Source organism: Aeromonas sp. S8(2024), assembly GCF_041403085.1.
Lineage (GTDB): Bacteria > Pseudomonadota > Gammaproteobacteria > Enterobacterales > Aeromonadaceae > Aeromonas > Aeromonas dhakensis.
The window spans coordinates 577,185-593,790 of sequence record NZ_JBGLRF010000001.1 but is presented as its reverse complement, the minus strand read 5'-3'; the positions used below and the strand labels follow the sequence as shown (position 1 = coordinate 593,790).

General features: G+C 63.7%; 15 protein-coding genes. 2 read left to right on the top strand and 13 right to left on the bottom strand.

Annotated elements, in window-relative coordinates; all coding sequences use genetic code 11:
- Positions 1-88: 88 nt before the first annotated feature.
- Together ACB031_RS02500 and ACB031_RS02495 are read right to left on the bottom strand one after the other, a co-directional pair.
- On the bottom strand, positions 89-1,471 hold the full coding sequence (locus ACB031_RS02500) for an L-serine ammonia-lyase (protein ID WP_005301231.1): 1,383 nt from the start codon (positions 1,469-1,471) through the stop codon (positions 89-91).
- A gap of 202 nt (positions 1,472-1,673) precedes the next feature.
- Positions 1,674-1,958 (bottom strand): pyrimidine/purine nucleoside phosphorylase, encoded by a 285-nt coding sequence (locus ACB031_RS02495; protein ID WP_010633884.1) that lies wholly within the window; start codon positions 1,956-1,958, stop codon positions 1,674-1,676.
- A 269-nt stretch (positions 1,959-2,227) separates the two neighbouring features.
- Between ACB031_RS02495 and ACB031_RS02490 the strand changes: the two genes are divergently transcribed.
- Positions 2,228-3,466: a dicarboxylate/amino acid:cation symporter gene (locus ACB031_RS02490; RefSeq protein ID WP_216972821.1), complete on the top strand. Its 1,239-nt coding sequence runs from the start codon at positions 2,228-2,230 to the stop codon at positions 3,464-3,466.
- 57 nt (positions 3,467-3,523) lie between these two features.
- Here the strand turns inward: ACB031_RS02490 and ACB031_RS02485 are convergent, their stop codons facing one another.
- Positions 3,524-3,919, bottom strand: coding sequence for a MerR family DNA-binding transcriptional regulator (locus ACB031_RS02485; RefSeq protein ID WP_005301228.1), 396 nt, complete (start codon positions 3,917-3,919; stop codon positions 3,524-3,526).
- Between the two features lie 121 nt (positions 3,920-4,040).
- Between ACB031_RS02485 and ACB031_RS02480 the strand changes: the two genes are divergently transcribed.
- Positions 4,041-5,204 (top strand): acetyl-CoA C-acyltransferase, encoded by a 1,164-nt coding sequence (locus ACB031_RS02480; protein ID WP_371138931.1) that lies wholly within the window; start codon positions 4,041-4,043, stop codon positions 5,202-5,204.
- Here ACB031_RS02480 and ACB031_RS02475 read toward each other — a convergent pair.
- From ACB031_RS02475 to ACB031_RS02430, 10 genes are all read right to left on the bottom strand, one after another.
- A complete protein-coding gene (locus ACB031_RS02475) occupies positions 5,201-6,424 on the bottom strand; it encodes an EAL and HDOD domain-containing protein (protein WP_010633886.1) in 1,224 nt (407 codons plus the stop codon). The genes ACB031_RS02480 and ACB031_RS02475 overlap by 4 nt on opposite strands.
- Positions 6,425-6,552: 128 nt before the next feature.
- Complete coding sequence (locus ACB031_RS02470; protein ID WP_201989100.1) at positions 6,553-7,809, bottom strand: OmpP1/FadL family transporter; 1,257 nt, start codon at positions 7,807-7,809, stop codon at positions 6,553-6,555.
- 253 nt (positions 7,810-8,062) lie between these two features.
- Entirely contained in the window at positions 8,063-9,361 is a 1,299-nt protein-coding gene (locus ACB031_RS02465; RefSeq protein WP_005301224.1) for an outer membrane protein transport protein, read from the bottom strand.
- 410 nt (positions 9,362-9,771) lie between these two features.
- The gene (locus ACB031_RS02460; RefSeq protein ID WP_017782772.1) at positions 9,772-10,515 is read right to left on the bottom strand and encodes a DUF3379 domain-containing protein; all 744 of its coding nucleotides are present in this window, start codon (positions 10,513-10,515) and stop codon (positions 9,772-9,774) included.
- A complete protein-coding gene (locus tag ACB031_RS02455; RefSeq protein WP_005301215.1) occupies positions 10,508-11,098 on the bottom strand; it encodes a sigma-70 family RNA polymerase sigma factor in 591 nt (196 codons plus the stop codon). Before ACB031_RS02455 ends, ACB031_RS02460 begins: the two co-directional genes overlap by 8 nt.
- 12 nt (positions 11,099-11,110) lie before the next feature.
- A complete protein-coding gene (locus ACB031_RS02450; protein ID WP_371138930.1) occupies positions 11,111-12,649 on the bottom strand; it encodes a hypothetical protein in 1,539 nt (512 codons plus the stop codon).
- Positions 12,646-14,136, bottom strand: a complete 1,491-nt coding sequence (locus tag ACB031_RS02445; protein WP_319906226.1) for a tetratricopeptide repeat protein — start codon at positions 14,134-14,136, stop codon at positions 12,646-12,648. The genes ACB031_RS02450 and ACB031_RS02445 overlap by 4 nt, the downstream gene beginning before the upstream one ends.
- Positions 14,136-15,146 (bottom strand): VWA domain-containing protein, encoded by a 1,011-nt coding sequence (locus tag ACB031_RS02440; protein WP_319906140.1) that lies wholly within the window; start codon positions 15,144-15,146, stop codon positions 14,136-14,138. The genes ACB031_RS02445 and ACB031_RS02440 overlap by 1 nt, the downstream gene beginning before the upstream one ends.
- The gene (locus ACB031_RS02435; protein WP_371138929.1) at positions 15,143-15,724 is read right to left on the bottom strand and encodes a DUF4381 domain-containing protein; all 582 of its coding nucleotides are present in this window, start codon (positions 15,722-15,724) and stop codon (positions 15,143-15,145) included. Before ACB031_RS02435 ends, ACB031_RS02440 begins: the two co-directional genes overlap by 4 nt.
- A complete protein-coding gene (locus tag ACB031_RS02430) occupies positions 15,709-16,599 on the bottom strand; it encodes a DUF58 domain-containing protein (RefSeq protein WP_371138928.1) in 891 nt (296 codons plus the stop codon). Before ACB031_RS02430 ends, ACB031_RS02435 begins: the two co-directional genes overlap by 16 nt.
- Positions 16,600-16,606: the final 7 nt, after the last annotated feature.

Genomic DNA, 16,606 nt, shown 5'->3' with positions numbered 1-16,606 from the left:
ATGCTTATCCATTTTGTTAAGCGTTTGCCCATAAAAATACCCGACAATGCCGGGTATTTAGGAACCAAATGGGGCAAGTTACCGATTTTTAACACTCGGTAATGTTAACCGCCAGGCCACCGCGGGCGGTTTCCTTGTATTTGGTCTTCATGTCGTTGCCGGTTTCCCACATGGTTTTGATCACCTTGTCCAGCGACACCTTGTGCTCGCCGGTGCCGCGCAGGGCGAGGCGGGCAGCGTTGATCGCCTTGACTGCCCCCATGGCATTGCGCTCGATGCAGGGCACCTGCACCTGGCCACCCACCGGATCACAGGTGAGCCCCAGGTTGTGCTCCATGCCTATTTCGGCGGCGTTTTCGACAATCGCCGGGCTGCCGCCCAGGATCTCGGTCAGCGCCCCCGCCGCCATGGAGCAGGCCACCCCCACTTCGCCCTGGCAGCCCACTTCCGCCCCCGAGAGGGAGGCGTTCTTCTTGTAGAGGATGCCGATGGCGGCGGCGGTGAGGAAGTAACTCAGCAGCAGCTCGTCATCCACCTTGCGCACGAAGCGATCGTAATAGTGCAGCACGGCGGGAATGATGCCGGCGGCACCGTTGGTGGGGGCGGTCACCACCCGGCCGCCGGCGGCGTTCTCCTCGTTGACGGCCAGCGCGAACAGATCCACCCACTCCATCACCATCAGCGGATCCTTGTTGAAATTGGTCTCGCAGCTGAGCTGGCGATAGAGGGCCGGCGCCCGCCGTTTCACCTTGAGCCCGCCGGGCAACACCCCCTCGCTGCGACAGCCACGCTCGACGCAACCCTGCATCGCCTGCCAGATCTTGCGCAGGCCCGCCTTGATCTCGGCCTCCGTGCGAAACACCTTCTCGTTGGCCAACATCAGGCCGGAGATGGAGAGGCCGCTCTCCTGGCAGTGGGCCAGCAGCTGGGCGCCGCTCTCGAACGGGTAGGGAACGGGGTGGGCCGCATCGAAGCGGGCGGCCTCCTCCTTGGCGTTGGCGAAGTGGCTCTCCTCGATGATAAAGCCGCCACCGATGGAGTAGTAGGTCTGCTCGAACAGCAGTTGTTCACCGGCGAAGGCGCGCAGGGTCATGCCGTTGGAGTGGGCGGGCAGGGTCTTGCGCCGGTTGAAGATGATGGCGCCGCTGCGGGCGAACTGGCTGGGCTGCTCCCCCGCCAACCGCAGCGACTGGCTGCGCTCCACCTCGGCCAGGAAGGCGGGAATGGCCTCGATGTCCACCGACTCGGGTTCAAAACCGGCCAGCCCCAGGATGATGGCCTTGCCGGTGCCATGGCCCTTGCCGGTCTGGCCGAGGGAGCCGTAGCACTCCACTTCTACCCGTTCGGTCCGGGGCAGCAGCCCCTGTTGCTTGAGTGCGATGACAAAGGCGTAAGAGGCGCGCATCGGCCCCACGGTATGAGAAGAAGAGGGACCGATCCCGATGGAAAACAGGTCGAAGACACTGATCATGACACCACTCCGATTATGGGTTTCGTCTAAATATTGTAAATTTTTTGTAGTCGATGGAAAGCGGGAAAACCGAGGGGTGTGATGGCGGCACGCAAATGAGGGGGTCACGGCGAAGGGTTGCCGAAACGGGAAGGGGATCAGATGAAAAAGAGCGGACTCGGGTCCGCTCTCTTATCCACTTGGGCTGCAGCTTGTCTGCGGCTTAGTCGAGGAACTCGCACAGATAGGCGGTGGGGGTCTTCACTTCCAGCTTGAAGGAGGAGTGGCCGGCCACGTCGAAGGATTGGCCCTGCTCATAGGTGTGCCACTCATCTTCATCGGCCAGCTGGATGGTAAGGGCACCCTTGACCACCGTCATCCGCTCGGGGGCGGCGGTATTGAACTGGTAGTGACCCGCTTCCATCACACCGACGGTCGCTTTGTCCCCTTTTTGCTCGAAACCGATGGATTTTACATTTCCGTCAAAATATTCGTTAACTTTCAGCATGTTTTCATCCCTGTATGCACGTTTGCCAAGCCAAAATAGCACAATGTTTTGTCAGTTGTCATGATGAAAGCGGGAAAAATCGCCGTGTTCCTTTTGAATCTTAACTTTGTTGCAAACTTATCAATAACTCCCGTTAACGATTTGGCGATTTCAAACAGCCAATAAATATGAGATAAAGCGCGCGCTCAGGAGAATGGACAGCTGTTCTTCCCCTGTTTGGTTGATTGCACTGGGAAAGTGTAAATAATTGCTACATAAAGGAACATTCTGTGTTAACAAAAGGACTCATTAAGAACGTTGGCTTCCAGGTCGTGGTTGCCATGGTGCTGGGGGCACTGGTGGGGGCGTTCATGGGTGAACAAGCCACCGTGTTCGCACCGCTCGGTACGCTCTTTATCCAGCTCATCAAGATGCTGGTGATCCCGCTGGTGGCGGTGGCCATCCTGTCGGGGGCAGCCAATCTGGGGGCCAGCCCGGCAGCAGGCAAGATTGGCGTCACTACGCTGGCCTTCTTCCTCGGCACCTCGGCGCTGGCGGTGCTGCTGGCCCTGGTGATGGGGCAGATCTTCAAACCCGGGATCGGGGTCGAGTTCGGCTCCATGGCCTCCATGTTCTCCGGTGACTATTCCGACAAGGGCGCCCTGCCCGATGCGGTTGCCACCCTGCTCGGGATGATCCCGACCAACGTCTTCCAGTCGCTCAACGAAGCCAACATCCTGCAGATCCTGGTGTTCTGCATGTTCCTCGGCATCGCGCTGGCCAAGCAGCCCCGCGAGCGGGCCAAGCCGCTGGTCGATGGTTTGAACACCCTGGTGGATGCCTTCGTCTGGATGATCAACAAGGTGATGCTGATTGCGCCGCTCGGCGTGTTCGGCCTGATGGCCGACGCCATCGGCACCTACGGCTTCGACGTGCTGACCCTGGTGATCAAGCTGTTCGTGGTCTATCTGGCCGCCATCCTGATCTTCGGCTTCGTGGTCTATCCGCTGCTGGTCATGATCTTCTCCAACACCCCGGTGCGCAAGTACCTGTCGGCCATGAAGAAGCCGCAGATCGTCGCCTTCTCCACCGCCTCTTCCATGGCGACCCTGCCGGTCAACATGGAGACCTGCGAGAAAGAGCTGAAGGTGAGCAATGCCACGGCCTCCTTCGTGCTGCCGCTGGGTGCCACCATCAACATGAGCGGCAACGCCATCTATTACGGTCTGGTCGCCATCTTCTTCGCCCAGGTCTATCAGATCGATCTCTCCATGGGTGCCTGGGCTGCCATCATAGTGACCGCCACCCTGGGGGCCATCGGTCAGGCCGGTGTACCTGGCCCGAGCTTCCTGGTGGTCGCCGTGCTGCTGGCCGCCGGGATCCCCATCGAGGGACTGCCGCTGTTGTTTGCGCTGGATCGTCTGTTCGACATGATCCGTACCGCCCTCAACATCACCGGTGATGCGGCCTGCGCCGTCATCGTCGACCGCTACAGCCCGGATTACGATCCGGACTGCTGGAACAAATAATCCAGTTGCAATAACAAGGGGCCCGCGGGCCCCTTTCTTTATGTTTGTCTGTTTGCCTCAGCCGAGCTGCTCCAGCGCCTGCTGGCAGCGCTGCTCGGCGGCGTCCAGCTCCAGCAGCACCATCTTGATGTCTTCCAGCTGCTGCTGCAGGGTATCCCGCTTGTCGGCCACCAGTCCCAGCATGGTCTGCAGCTGGGTACGGCTGCTCTTGTCCGCATCGTAGAGATCGAACAGATCGCGGATGTCCGCCAGGCTGAACCCCAGTCGCTTGCCGCGCAGGGTGAGCTTGAGCCGCACTCTGTCCTGACGGCTGTAGATCCGGGTCTGCCCCTGACGAGCAGGATTCAAAAGTCCCTGATCTTCATAAAAACGAATACTTCGGGTCGTAACATCAAATTCACGGGCCAGTTCGCTGATGCTGTAGGTCCGTTTGTCATCCTTGGTTCGGTTCATGGCGCTATCTTGACTGTCAATCCTGGCTGGCACCTTACCCAAACGTCAACTGCCCCGCAAGTCTTGTTCCCGCGACGGCGGCGGCATATGTTAGCTCAATGTAACAAGGAGAGTGCAATTGATGGATATCGTGATTGTTGCGGCCAAACGTACCCCCATGGGGGCCTTTCAAGGGGCCCTGGCCAACCAGAGCGCACCCGAACTGGGTGCTTGTGCCATCGCTGCGGCCATGGCACAGGCCGGGCTCAAGGGGAAGCAGATCGATGAGGCTTATCTTGGCAACGTGCTGAGTGCCGGGGTCGGCCAGGCGCCCGCCCGTCAGGCGGTATTGAAGGCGGGCCTGCCGGACAGCATCCCCTGCACCACGGTCAACAAGGTGTGCGGTTCCGGCATGAAGGCGGTGATGCTGGCGGCCGATGGGTTGCGACTCGGTGACACGAACGTGGTGATCGCCGGCGGGATGGAGAGCATGAGCCGCGCCCCTTATCTGCTCGACAAGGCGCGCAGCGGTTTTCGGATGGGGCACCAGAGCGTGCTCGATCACATGTTCCTCGACGGGCTGCAGGATGCCTACGAAGGTCAGCTGATGGGCCATTATGCCCAGTTGAGCGCCGATCGCGCCGGGCTGACCCGCTCCGACATGGATGCCTTTGCCATCACCTCGCTGGAGCGGGCACTGGCGGCCCAGCGCAGCGGCGCCTTTGCAGCGGAGCTGGCGCCGGTGAAGGCCGGAGAGACCCTGCTGCTGGCCGAGGATGAGCAGCCTGGCAAGGCGCGCCCCGAGAAGATCCCCCAGCTCAAGCCGGCTTTCAGCAAGACGGGCACCATCACGGCGGCCAATGCTAGCTCCATCTCGGACGGGGCGGCGGCGCTGATCCTGATGCGGGCCGACACCGCCGCGCAGCTCGGCGTCCCCGTGCTGGCTCGGCTGGTTGGTTATCAGAGCCACGCGGCCCTGCCTGCCGAGTTCACCAGCGCGCCCATCGGGGCCATCGAGGGCTTGTTGGCCAAGGTGGGCTGGCAGGTGGATGAAGTGGACCTGTTCGAGGTCAACGAGGCATTCGCCATGGTGAGCATGCTGGCCATGGCGGGTTGCAAGCTGCCCCATGACAAGGTGAACGTGAACGGCGGCGCCTGTGCCCTCGGTCATCCGCTGGGGGCAAGTGGCGCCAGGATCCTGGTGACCCTGATCCACGCCTTGCGCGAACGTGGTCTCAAGCGCGGGATCGCCAGTCTGTGCATCGGGGGGGGGGAGGCGACCGCAGTCGCCATCGAGCTGGGTTAATCTGTCTCCGCCATCGCCTGGAGTTGCTGGTTGACCCAGGCGGTGGCGGTCAGATAGAGCTGGCTGACCTTCTCTTCATTGAGCCCTAATTGGGCCGTTCTGGCGGTGATCCGCTGCCAGTTCGCATTCTCGTAATCTTCGCAAAACGACAGGTAGAACCCCAGGTTGCCCTTGCGCTCGAGCAGGGCGACCCGGATCTCCTCGATCAGCGGAATGGTGCCGAGCAGCTTGTCCATCGGCTGCTCCATCAAGACGTCGAGCAGGGAGAAGAGGCCGGTGATGAAGGCCTGCTGAGCCTCCTGGGTCGGCGCATGGGTATGGGCCAGCAGCTCGCAGAAACGGGCCCGGATCATCGACATCTGATAGAGCTCGGCGCTCTTGCCCTGGCCGGCGCTGGTGGCGGCCACCAGGGTCACGAAGCGCTTGAGCTGGGTGTGGCCGAGATAGACCGCCGCCTGGCGAAAGGAGGAGATGGGGTTGGCGTGGCTCTTGAGGTGGTTGACGTAACGCAGCAGCTTGAGTGACAGGGAGATGTCCTGACTCAGCAACTGCTCGATGCGGTTGAGATCCGGCTCGGCCTGGTTGACCACGTTGAGCAACTGCATCACCACCACCTGGGCTGGCTCCATGGTGGCCTGCTTGACCATTTCGGGGCGGCTGAAGAAGAAGCCCTGGAACAGGTCGATACCGAGCCGCTTGGCCCGCTCGAACTCCGCTTTGTCTTCCACCTTCTCGGCCAGATAGGTGAGCTTGAGCTGTTGATGCTGCTGAATGAACACCTTGATCCGCAACAGGGAGGTGGTGCGCAGATCGAACTTGATGATGTGGATATAGGGGAGGAAGCGCTCCCAGTCCGGCGACAGGGTGAAGTCATCGAGTGCCAGCTGATAGCCCAGCTCGTGCAGCTGCTTCACCTTGGCCAGCAGGGCGTCGTCGGGGGCGGCGTCTTCCAGGATCTCGATCACCACCTTCTCCGGCGGCAGGCATTCGGCCAGCCCTTCCAGCAGCAGGGAGTGGGGGAAGTTGATGAAGCAGGGGCGGCCGCCGAGCAGCTGATCGATGTTCTGTTGCAGGAACTGTTCGGCTACCAGCCTGGCCGTGGCCTGCTGGGAGGAGATGGGAGGAAACACGTTATCCAGACTGTCGCGAAACAGCAGCTCATAGGCGTGGGTCTTCAACTCCCGATCCAGGATGGGCTGCCTTGCTACGTAGGAATACATGCATCTCTCCAGCGGGTGTACTGGATTGATTTTATTGTGAAGCAGAGCACTATGCCAGCGCGTGAAGGCCAGAAACGGTCAATAACTGGCATAGTGCTTGAATAGACGGGCCCAGGAGGCCCGCCGGATCAGAACAGGTAGTTGAGCTGCAGGCCGGCCAGCCAGGCGTCCCCTTCCGAGGTGCCCTGGAAGGTGGAGGTGGTCTGCGGGATGCCGGGTTTGAGCTGCATGGTTTCGCTCACGTCCACCTTCTTGCCGTCGATCAGGGTGACCCCCAGATCCAGCGAGAGGTTGCGATCGAACTGATAACCCACCCCGGCGCTGTACCAGACCCGATCCGAGTCGGGGATGGAGATGGTACGGCGATCTGCCGGCACCGGGCTGCGGTCGTAGGCAAGGCCCGAGCGCAGTGTCCATTGCGGCGCCAGCTGGTAGGTCAGACCCAGCGCATAGCGCCAGCTGTCATTCCAGTGCTCGTCCTTGATGTGCATGACGCCGTGGTGGTCGAGCTCGGACTCCAGCTGTACGAACTTGCTCCAGTTGGTCCAGTTGATGCTCGAGTGCAGTGCCAGCGCCGGTGTCAGCTGATGAAAAAGGGCCAGCTCGGCGGTGGCGGGCAGCGGCAGATCCAGGCTGCCGGTATCGGTGAAGGGCTGACCGTTCTGATCGATGCCGATGGCGTCGCCCGAGAGCTTCAGGGTCACGTCATGACGGTAGGAGAGGCCGATACGGGTCGCGTCCGACAGCTCCAGCAGGGTGCCCAGGTTCCAGCCCATGGCCCAGCCATCCCCTTTCAGGTGCTTGGCGATCTGGTTGTTGGAGGGGAAGGTGCCACCCACTTCCCCTTCGCCCCGAATGGCGGAGAGGCCGGCCCCGACGGACCAGATGCGGTTGACGCGATAGGCCAGCGAGGCGCCCAGATCCACGGTCTTGATGTCGGAGACGTTGCCGAAGTGGCCGGCATTGTAGTTGTCCGGCATCTTGACGCCGAGCCCGTAATAGGAGGTGGCGGCCAGCCCCAGGCGCCACTGATCGTTGAGCGGCACTATCAGGTAGGCGTTGGGCACCCAGGCATCATCGGCGATGTCGTGGGCCGCCGCATCCAGGTCGACCGGCCCTCTGGCGGTCGGCACCCGGGTGGTGCCCTCGATGTTGACATCGGGGTGCACATAGATGAAGCCACCGGAGAAGGCCATGGTATCGAAACGGGTCATGGCGGCGGCATTGCGGGAGAGCACGCTGGCATTGTCGGCGATGGCGGCTTCGCCCGCGAAGGCGCGGCCCATGCCGGTGGCGGATTGCTCGGCCAGCTGGAAACCTGCCGCCTGGGCCTGGCTCGACAGCACCAGCAGGGCGATGAGAGACGGCTTCATGATGGAGTGCATTGCATTGTCCTTGAAAGTGAACCTTGGGTTCGAACGTTTTTCTGATTGGATGCAGGATTTTATATGGTACGACCAGTAAGGCAACGGGCGCGGAAGCTGGCGGACGAAAACGGGATTAAATGCTGGAGGATGTGCAGCTAATAGCTTGATAAAAAAAGAAAAGCGTACAGTTGTTTACTACAGATGTACGCTGAAACAGGCATTGAGCATAAAAAAAGAGCGCCCGCAGGCGCTCTGGTCAATTCGCTGATGATCAGAATTTCATGTTGAACTGAGCGGAAGCGAGGAAGGCGTTGCCGTGGGAGGTGCCTTTCCAGCGCAGGGCCTCGTTGCTTTCAACCAGCTTCTCGTTGACGTCCACTTTCTTGCCGTCCAGATAGGCCATGCCGAAATCGACGCTCATGTCCTTGTCGATGTGGTAGGTGGCACCGGCGCTATACCAAACGCGGTCGGAGTCCGGGATGCTCAGGCTGCGGTATTCCGGCTCGATCGGGGTGTTGTCGTAGGCAAAGCCGATACGCGCTTCCCAGGACGGGTTGACGTACCAGGTACCGCCCAGGGAGTAGCGGGTGGAGTCCTTGAACTTCTCAGGCTTGTAGAGGCAGACACCGGCACCGTCGGTGCTGTTGCACTGACCGCTGGTGGCCTTGAGCTCCTGGAAGGCGCTCCAGTCGGTCCAGTTGACGGAGTAGTGCACCGCAAACTGCTGGTTCAGACGGTGGTAACCGGCGAACTCGGCCTGGGCCGGCAGATCCAGCGGCAGTTCGCCACCGACGGTCTTGAAGCCGGAGGAGGTACCCTGGTAGTCACCCTTGAACTTCAGATCCACCTGGGAGCGGTAGGTCAGGGCGAAGCGGTTGTTTTCGTTGACTTCGAACATGGTGCCCACGTTCCAGCCGTAACCCCAGTCGTCACCCTTCAGGTGGCTGACGATGGTGTCTTTGCCGACACCCGGTACGCTGCTCAGCGGCGGCACGGCGGCCAGCACGCCGGCACGGCGGTTCAGTTCAGCCTTGGCATAGACCAGGTTCACACCGGCACCGAAAGTGAAGTGCTGGTTGACGCGGTAGGCGATGTTCGGGTTGATGTTGAAGGTCAGCAGTTCGGTGTTGCCGGCAATGGAGCCACCGTTGAAGTTCTCGGTGTACTCGGTCGACAGACCGTAGTTGGAGAACAGGCCGATACCCCAGGCCCACTGATCGTTCAGCGGCTGGATGAAGTAGGTGGCGGGCACGAAGGCGCTCGGTGCGATGCCGCTCTCGCTGGCGCCGGCCATCTTGGCGGAACCTGCATAGATGTCACCATTTACATCCACGTCCGGCTTGATGTAGGTGCCGGATACGGAGAACGCCATCTTGTCAAACTGGGTCATGGCTGCCGGGTTGCGGGACAACACGGAGGCGTTGTCTGCCACGGCGGCTTCCCCGGCGTACGCACGGCCCAGACCGGAGGCTGAGTGTTCGTTCAGCTGAAACGCGGCGGCGAAGGTTTGGGTACTGGCCAGAGTGACGGCGGCAGCGATCAGGCTCTTTTTGAAAAAGGCAGTTGTCATAGTGTTCTCTCTTGTAGGCAGATTTTCTGTCAGCATCGGGGCTTTTTTGCCTCCGTATGTGACAAGATCTGTTGTTATTTCAGCTTCTTCCCATTCAATTCTGGCGTGATTCTATGGATCTGGTAGGAGGTAAGAAATCAGACCAGTGACAGCAGAATACATAAAAGTTTCTGGAGTGTTAATCATTTGTTTGAATGTGCCGCATAAATAGTCTCTTTTACCATTTATTGGATAAAAAACACGCACATAGGGCGATCTGCATCACAAAAATATTTTTCGGCACTTGCCGTGAATGAGCCGGAAATGGCGGCAAATCGTGGGGGATAAGGGCGGAAACGGGCAGCCAAGTTGTCTGGTCTGCCCGTCGAATTGACCCGAGTTCGTTCGGGTCAGGATTGCGTTAACACCTGTTAAATCGACCAGTGCAGTCGGGATTCCAGCTGCTGCGCCACCGGTGCCAGCGGCTCCTCCATGTCACCGATCAATACCATGTTGGCCCCCTTGAGTTGCAGGATCTCCCCCTTGAGCTGGCCATCCTCGAAGGTGGGCTGCAGGGTGAGCGGCACATGCTTGGGCACCAGGAACAGGGTGACCGGGCCCATCTTGCCCTGCAGCACCATGTGCAGCGCCGGCCCCTGATAGAAGGAGCAGTGGTTGACATAGGTGATCTTCAGCCCCTGCATGCCCATCAGGGTGGCGCCATATTTCTCCATCTTGGCGTTGATGGTGCGCAGGCTCACCTGCTCGTCCACATCCTTGATGAAGGGCTCCTCGCCATAGACGTGGGCCATGGCGACCTGGGCCAGTGAGAGTTCGTCCGGGGTGGCCTGCGGCCAGCTCAGCCAGCGGGTGCTCATGCCGAGCAGGAAGGCAACCGAGGCGGCCATCGCCAGCGCACGCCAGTTGCTGCGCGGGCGCACCGGCAGGGGCACCACCTGCTCCTGATCTGCTTCCAGTGCCTGCCTGAGCAGGATGCGCTCGGCCAGGCCGGCCGGCACCTCGACCTCCATCGCCCGCTGCAGGCTGCGATCGAGCTGCTTCATCTCTTCCAGATGCTTGCGATTGGCGGGGGAGCGCTGGGCCTGCTCGAGAAACGCGGGATCCTGCTCATGTGGATGGGCTATGGCCCGACGGCGAAATTCCAGCTCATCCATTGGTGTGTCCTCTCTGTTGGGTCGTTGACTCCATGGCCTCTTTGATCTGGTTGCGGGCCCGAAACAGGCGGGTCATGACGGTGTTCTTGTTGAGCCCCAGCTGCGCCGCGATCTCGTCGCCGCTGAAGCCTCCCAGCACCTGCAGCAGCAGGGGCTCCTGGTATTCTGCCGGCAGGCGGGCGATGTGGCGTCTGAGCCACTCGTTCTCCATCTCCTGCTCGCTGTGCAGCGCCTCCTGATCGCTCTGGGGGTGCTCGTCGAGATCGACGAGATCAAACTGCTTGCGCTCGAAGCGCCGGGCGTTCTCCCGCCGCAGTATGGTGATGAGCCAGGCCTTGGCGGCCTTGTCATCCACCAGGGTGTCTATCCCCTTCCAGGCGCGCAGGAAGGTCTCCTGCACCAGGTCTTCCGCCACTTGCGGATCCCGGCACAGCCAGTAGGCGTAGCGGTAGATGTCCCCGTGCAGGGCATGCACCAGGGCTTCGTATTTGGTTTGTTTGTCGGCCATACCTCCATAGACCGGAGAGGTCGTGGGATCCTTTCCGACCGTGGCGCCTTTTTTTCTGAAAAATCCTAAAGCCATCGCTGGGCTTCCTTATTTGAATGAAGGCCCGGAACCACAGATCCGGGCCAGTTGCCTGAGGCCATAGGCTATCGCAAAAGTTTCCTGGCCGCATAGGGCCGCGGCAAAGCCGCGCCAGTCGTGCCCACTATGGTCAGCGGGGGCGACGGCGGCAAAACAGGCTCGCTCCAGGGCGGCGAAGTGGGGCGCAAGGGCGGGATCGCGGCGACAGGGCAGGGTGTCGAGACGAAGATGGGGCAGTGGCCAGCGCAGGCAGGCCCACGCCAGCAAGCGGGCCCGGATCTGCTCGGCATCGGCCCGATACAGTGCCTGTTGCAGGCGGTAAAAGGCGTGCCAGCGCGGCCCGTGGCGCCAGCAGGCCCGCAGCAGCAGAGCCCAGATGACCCAGCGCAAGCTCTCGTCGTTCGGCCCATCCTGTGCCGGTTGCCCCTGCACGCCCGCGGTGATGTGCAGGGGCGTGGCGGGCAGGCGCTCGTATTCGATGCGTTTGTGTTGGGTGTTGAACCAGGCCAGCTCGATGGCGGGCAGCAGGTAATCGCCGGGCTCGTCGACGGTCAGGGCCTGACGCCACTCGCGCTCGAAGCGCAGCGTCCCCTCGGCGAGATAGCGCTCCTGCTGCTGTTCCCCGTCCGGTCTGGCCTGCACGCCGGCGGGCAGGCCGGATGAGCCGAGACGTGCCAGATTGAGGCGACTGCCATCCCCCCCCTCCAGGGTGAGGGTCAGGGTGCGGATCACCGGTTCGCCCGCTCTGGCGCCGGTGGTGGGATCCAGCCGCTGGCTCAGGGTGAGCCGGCTCGCCACCGGTTGCAGCGGAGGCTCGTCGATCTGCACGAACAGGGTGGCGGCCCGGGCCGAGAGGGGGTCGCTGCCGCCGTCATCTTGCGGCAGGCGCCCCTGAAAGCGGGGGGACTCCAGCGGATGGCGCCCGGCCTCCCTGGCCTGCAACAGCCAGCTGCGGGTCAGCCGGCCCGGCAGGCCGGGGCTCGCCGGGGGCTGCCACTGATCGTTGCCGAGACGGCGGATGGTGAAGGCATCGCTGGCCGGCTCGGTGAGGTTGGGGGCCTCCATGTTGGAGGGCAGCCAGAGGCTGAGCTGATAGACAAAGGGCTGACCGGGGTAGAGCGGCCCCTGTTGCAGCACCCGGGCCTGCAACTCGATGGGGGAGATGGCTGGTGCAGGCACCAGGCTGCCGCTCTCGGAGCGCGGCGGAAAGGGGATGGACGGTGTCTGCTCCGTCCCCAGCGACAGAGCCGGCAACAGCTGCTCTGCGTCGTCCAGCAGGTGCAGGGGGATCTGCCAGCGGGTCAGGTTTTGCTGCGGGGTGGTGACCCGGCTCATGGTCACCTTGCCCACCGCAAAGCGGCGCAGCAGGGGGGTGATGGCGAGTTCATCGCTCTGGCGCTCGCCGTCCGCTTCGATGATCAGCAGCCAGTCGCGGCGATCGGCCCCCGGCAGCAGCTCGGCCCGGGGCGGGGCGGCAAAGAGCTGCGCCGGCAGCAGCCAGAGCAGCAGAAGGCAGAGCGCATGGCAAGGGGCAAAGAGGCGCGTCACCAGGGATCCTCCCCTCTTGTGGGGAGAAGGCCTTTGTCGGCCTCCTGCTCGCGTCTGCGCTGATCCTCCTTGCGCAGCCGCTGCTCCAGCAGCAGTACGGGGGGAGATGGAGGCAGCGGGACATCCGGGGTAGCGGCCTGTTCGGGGGGATCGACAGGCTTGGGATCCTGCGCCTCTGGTGCTGCTGCGGGCGGCTGGGCGCGCAGCAGCGCCAGGTTGTAAAGTGCATCTTCATGGTTGGGGACCAGTGCCAGCGCCGCCAGATAGGCCTGCTCGGCGGCGGCCAGCTGGCCCAGCTGTACCAGGGCGTTGGCCCGGTTGTAGTGGGCGGTGGCGCTGTTGGCCCGGCCGTAGGCGGCGACGGCCCGGGCGTAGTCGCCGGCCCGATACCAGGCATTGCCCTGCCAGACGGGATCGGTAAAGGCGCGGGCCGCCTCCTGATAGCGCCCCTGCAAGAAGGCCTGCCAGGCCAGGTTGTCCCCGATCGGGGGCGTGCTGGCAAGCGCCGGATTGGCCTGCAGGGAGGGGGGCGTCAGCAAGAGTGTCCCCATTACCACCAGCCATAGGCTGCCGATGCGGGCCAGCAGTGCCAGCGGCAGCAGGGGCAGCAGCAGCCAGGGGCCGAGATCCTGCGCCTGGTGCGCGCCTGTGGTCTGACTCATGGGCAGGGGGGCAAAGCGCGGCAATCCCTGCTGCAGCCACTGCAGCTGACCGCCGAGATCGGTTGCCAGCTGCTGCAGCGTCGCCACATCCGGGGCGGGCAGCTCGCGGCCAAGGCCGCCGCCCAGGGTGGCGGGCAGTTGACTGGCCTGGCCTGCGTTGACCAGCAGGATATCGAGACGGGCTTGCACTTCGGGGTGGCAAAAGAGGTTGCCCTGGCAGGGCCAGCTCGCCTTGATCCGCTCGGCCTGACGGGCGGTCAGGTCATCGGTGATCAGCAGCAGGCGGGCTTGCCGGCCGGCGGGGATCTGCGTGAGAGCCAGTGCCACGGCGCGCTCGGGCGCACTGCCCTGTCTTGGCATGATGGCCGGGCGCAGGTCGGGTAGCAGCAGGGCGATGGCTTGCCGATCCCGGGTGGGCGGCATGGCGAGGTAGGCATCTCCGGCAAACAGAATGAGGGCGATGGGATGGGGCGCTTCCTGCCGCTCCCTGTCGGCCAGCAGATCCTGCAGCAGCACCCGCACCCGGGTGGCCCGATCCGGCAGCAGGTCGGTGGCCAGCATGGAGCGGGAGAGATCCAGCAGCCAGATGTCGAGGGCGGGGCTTGGCACGCTCAGGCTCTGCTGGCGCAGGGCCGGGCCGCTCAAGGCCAGGATCACCGGCAGGCAGGCCAGCCAGAGCCAGGGGCGTTGGCGCCGCTGTCCCGGCAGCAGATAGGCCTGCATGGCGGGGGCCAGCAGCGGGGCCTGGCGGCGACGGCGCCACCCCTGCCACAACCAGGGCAGCAGGGCCAGCAACCAGAGCGGGCGCAGCAGGGTGAGCTCCATCATGGGGCGCCTCGGGACGGCTGATCAGGCAAGGCCTTGCGAGTCAGCCGCGCCGGCCAGCGCAACCGGGCTGGCCAGCTCAGCAGCAGCCAGGCCAGCGCCAGCGGCCAGGGGTAGAGCTCCACGTTGAGGCGATAGCGGGTTTGCGCGGTGGCGACGGGCTCCAGGGTATCCAGCGCCTGATTGATGGCCTCGAGATCCCCCTGGGTGCGCGCCCGGAAGTAACGGCCATGGCCCACCTCGGCCAGTTGCTGCAAGAGGGCCTCGTCCAGCTCGGCGCTGGGGTCGCTCTGGGCCGGGGCCAGCGCGGGTGCCATGGCCTCGGCAAAGGTATCCGGATCGGCGCCCACCCCCAGGGTATAGAGGCGAATGCCTGCGGCGGCGGCCTGCTTGGCCTCGCTGAGGGGATCGGCGCTGCCGGCGGTGTTGCGCCCGTCGGTGACCAACAAGAGGGCGGTGGATCGGTTGGGAGCCTTGTGCTGGCGAGCAAGCAGAATGGCCTCGCCCAGCGCGGTGGTGCGCCCCACCAACTCGAAATCGAGCTCGCGGGTGAGGCCGAGCAGGGCGTTGGTCTCCTGGGTCAGGGGCGAGAGCAGGTAGGCGTGATCGGCAAACACGATGAGGGCGATGCGATCGCCGGGGCGGGCGGCGATGAGCCTGTCTATCTGCTGGCGCACCGCGCTGAGCCGGTCTTTTTGCTCCCCGTCGTCGAGCATGTCCTGGGTGCGCATGCTGTCGGAGAGATCCACCGCCAGGATGAGATCCCGGCTGCTCTGATAGCTCACCTGAGGCGGCTCCTGCCACTGGGGGCGGCAGAGCGCCAGCACCAGGGCGCACCAGCACAGCGCCATTCGCCACAGGGGCTGGCCAGCATGGGGGCGCAGCAGAGGAAAGCCGGCATGGTTCAGTACACCGGGGTCGTGTGCGCCGCTGGGGCGGGGCGGCAGACCAAAGCGCACCAGCAGCGGCAGCACCAGCGCCAGGGCAAACCAGGGCCAGGCGAGGATCATGATTGCCTCCGGATGTGCGCATCTCTTGTAAGGCTTGGCCCGCGCCGCCAGCGAGTGCGCAGCGCCAGCAAACAGGCTGGCGGGCAGATGCAGTGACGTCCCCAGGCGAGGTAGGCCCGGCGCAGCGCCTGGCGCTGCTGCGCATCCGGGCTTTGACCGCCGTAGAGCCAGGCAGACCAGTGCGGGGCCAGCTCGCGAAAGCGGCTGCCTCCCAGAGAATCGAGCCCCAAAGAATCAAGAAAGACAAGCCAGGGCTCGCCCTGCAGGGAGGCAGCCTCGGGCCAGCGCGGCAGCACGGCCTCGCGCATCACGGCCTGCAGCCTGGGCACCAGGTCGGGGGACTGCCAGTCGAGCTGTCGCCGCCAGCGGTGATAACGCAGCAGGCTCTGCACGCCGAGGATGATCAAGGTGCCGACCAGCAGGGCGATCAGCAGCCACCACCAGCCCAGCAGGCGAGGATCAGAGGCGAGCTGCAGCGGTGGGCCTGGGTGAATGTCGCGCAGCTGCGCCGCCAGCGGGGAGGTGGGCACATTGCTGCCCGGCACGGCGCTGGCAAGCCAGTTCAGAATTGGCGACATGCCCCCTCCTGCCACTGGCGTTGCAGCGGCTGGCCGTTGTCGAGCCGGTAGAGGCGCTGCACCAGCGGCAGCAGTTGCTGATGGCTCTGGCGGGCCAGTTGCTCGGCGGCTGCTTGATAGCGCAAGGCAAACCCCGGTTCGCCGGCCTCGAGCCAGCCGCTCTGCTGGCCGGCACGCACCGCCAGACGGCCCTGGGTGGGCAGGGCCGCCTCCAGCGGATCGCGGATCTGCCAGCAATGAATGTCGTGGCGCCGACCGAGCAGCTGCAGCTGGCGGCAGAGCGCCTCATCGAGAGGGCTGTGATCGGTGATCAGGGTCAATCTGGCGCCGTGGGGCAGGTTGAGCCGGGCCAGGGTATGGGCCAGGGCGTGGAGTGGCGGTGTGCGTGCCAGCCCCAGCCGGTAGTGGTGGCAGAGGGCCTCCAGCAGCGGCACCAGAGAGCCGCGCTGATGTTGCAGGTGTGTCTCCACGCCGTGGCAGATCAGGGTGTTGGCCTGCTTTTCCCCTTGCCAGAGCAGGGCGGCGGCCAGCTCGCAGCCCAGGCGTGCCTTGAGCTGGTGACGTGAGCCGAAGTACATGGCCGGGGAGAGGTCGAGCAGCAGCCAGTGGGCCTGATCCTGCTCTTCGCTGTAGAGGCGGGTATAGGGGCGACCGAGGCGGGCGGTCACCCGCCAGTCGATGTGGCGCACCTCGTCGCCGGCCTGATAGGCGCGCAGCTCGCGAAAGGTGAGCCCCGGCGTGCGGCCAAGCCGCCCCTGCGCCACCGGTTGAATACGCGAGCGCGGCCCCTGCCGGGCCCACAGCCTGATCGCCAGCAACCTGGCAAGCGGCAGGGCGATATCGGGATGGGCGAGGGGATCGGCGGCGCCCGTCATGGCAGCA